The following is a 2,188-nucleotide window of genomic DNA, read 5'->3' on the forward strand; positions in this document are numbered from 1 at the left end:
TATAAATGTCAACACCTATATGTACATTTTTGCTCGTTTAAGGATGTACAAAATTACTCGTTTTCCGAGGTTAAATGATGCTTTAATCGGTATGAATCGCCGACGATTGAGACAACGCTTGCGTGATGTAAAATACGATCTAAAATCGCATTCGCTAACTTCGGTTCAAGGAAAATTTCATCCCATGACTTGAAGTTCGCATTCGTTGTGAAAATCGTGCTACGTTTCTCATATCGGGCATCAATGAGCTGGAAAAACAGCTTCGCATCCTCTGGATCAATTGGTAAATAACCAATCTCATCAATGATTAGTAGTTTATATTTTGTATAATGTTTTAAACGGCTCTCTAAGCGGTTTTCTAAACGGGCTTTCTTTAGATTCTGAATTAAATCATGGCACTTTATAAAATAGGTACTTGTTCGTTTTTTAGCTGCAGTAATACCGATTGCTGTGGCCAGATGGGTCTTGCCGACACCACTTGGACCAAGGAATACAATATTCTCATTTTCTTCGATAAAACGAAGACTTTGAAAGTCAAGTATTTGTTGTTGATTAATACTTGGTTGAAAATCAAAATTAAAATCCTTTATTTCCTTTAAATGTGGAAATGCAGCGACTTTCACCATCGCATGAATCATATTATGCTCACGTACATCGATTTCATAGTTTGTCAATTTTATAAGTGTATCGATAAAAGAAAGTTCATTTTTAATACTAAAGTCGATGACTTCATTCAAATGGATGCCCATTTGCTTTAATTTTAAATACGCTAAGTTTTGCTGTAGTTGCTGATAATTTGTACTCATTAATGAATTCATTTATACATTTCTCCAATCGCAGCTAAGTTCCGTTTCGCTAAATCGTTAATATCAGGGTATTCGGGCATGGCCTTTGTCATCAATTCACGATAATGTGCCTCTTGATAATTTAGTTTTGCTTCACTTATTTTGTGTTGTGCGATTAATTCCATGTTATAATAAATCCATAATTGATTATCGTACACTTGTAGCCCTACTTTTTTGCCTTGATACCCCGGTGGTACGGAGTATTGATTGGACTTGTAGGAAATCATGCTCGATGTATTGACTTTCACAAGCGTATGATTGATTCGATAGGAATCACTTACTCGTTCAGTTGGTAGCTGGAGTAAGTGATTCCTTTCTTTTTGCCATTCTAAAATCGGAATTTTATTCGTCCCTTGATGAATTTCATGGTTAATACGATTACATAGTTTTTCAATGTAGGCTTGTAACTCAACTATAGTAAACTGCCCTTGATAGGCATGGATTTCATCTAGTAATTTCATCGTTGTTTCCACTTTTCCTTTTGTACGAGGACGACCAGCTACACACGGTCTCACCTTAAATCCAAAATCTCTCGCAAATTGCGCGAACTTCGTATTCACTTTTCCTGCAAAATGTTCTGTTCGTGCTTCATCCATCACAGTTTTCATATTGTCAGTGATGAGTTCTTCCGGTACACCACCCATTTTTTCAAACGTGTCGGTTAAGAAAGAAAATAAAACTGCTTGCGATTTGGAAATACTCATATAAAAGAATCGCATACGAGAGTGGCTCAGCACTAACACAGCTACATTAATTTCCACCTGTTCACCATCACTTGTTTCATAAAGAATACTTTCTTTCCAATCCAGCTGTGCTTGTTTTCCCATACGTGTTTCATAACGGATACCGCCATTCAAAGAAGATATGCGCTCAGCTTTCTCAAAGTAAGCCTTAAATTCTGGCGTGTTGGCAATATAGGTACGGAATGTAGATTGTCCACACTCTAAACCATGGTTGTCTTTTAAATACTGCCAAAGATTGCGTCGATAATAAAATACCTGCTTAGAATCTTCTGATAAGAGGCTGGCAATGATCGGGTAGAATTCATCAATTTTAGAAGGCTTATTACGCTTTGTTTTTGGTATAAAGCCATTTAGATATTTATCAATTGTTCGTCGATCTACTCCCATATCCCTCGCTAATTTACTTTTGTTAATTTTCATATTTAAATGCTCCATTACTTGTTTGAAATTTGCTAAATCTGTAAGACTATTAATTTTAAATTCTGTCTCAATCTCTAATTGAATATGCATACTAACACCTCGGTATTAGTATGAAATGAAAGAGCATTTTTGTACATCATTATTCAAGCAGGAATGTACATATTTAAATTAGCATTTATA

At 35.4% G+C, this 2,188-nt stretch carries 2 protein-coding genes; both read right to left on the minus strand.

Annotated features, from left to right (window positions below; genetic code table 11):
- Positions 1–53: 53 nt before the first annotated feature.
- Complete coding sequence (istB, locus tag ACIQ7N_RS23545) at positions 54–806, minus strand: IS21-like element helper ATPase IstB (RefSeq protein WP_402936674.1); 753 nt, start codon at positions 804–806, stop codon at positions 54–56.
- Positions 807–814: 8 nt separating this feature from the next.
- Entirely contained in the window at positions 815–2,098 is a 1,284-nt protein-coding gene (gene istA / locus ACIQ7N_RS23550) for an IS21 family transposase (protein ID WP_402936672.1), read from the minus strand.
- Positions 2,099–2,188: the final 90 nt, after the last annotated feature.

The organism is Lysinibacillus sp. NPDC095746, assembly GCF_044763535.1.
Classification (GTDB): domain Bacteria; phylum Bacillota; class Bacilli; order Bacillales_A; family Planococcaceae; genus Lysinibacillus.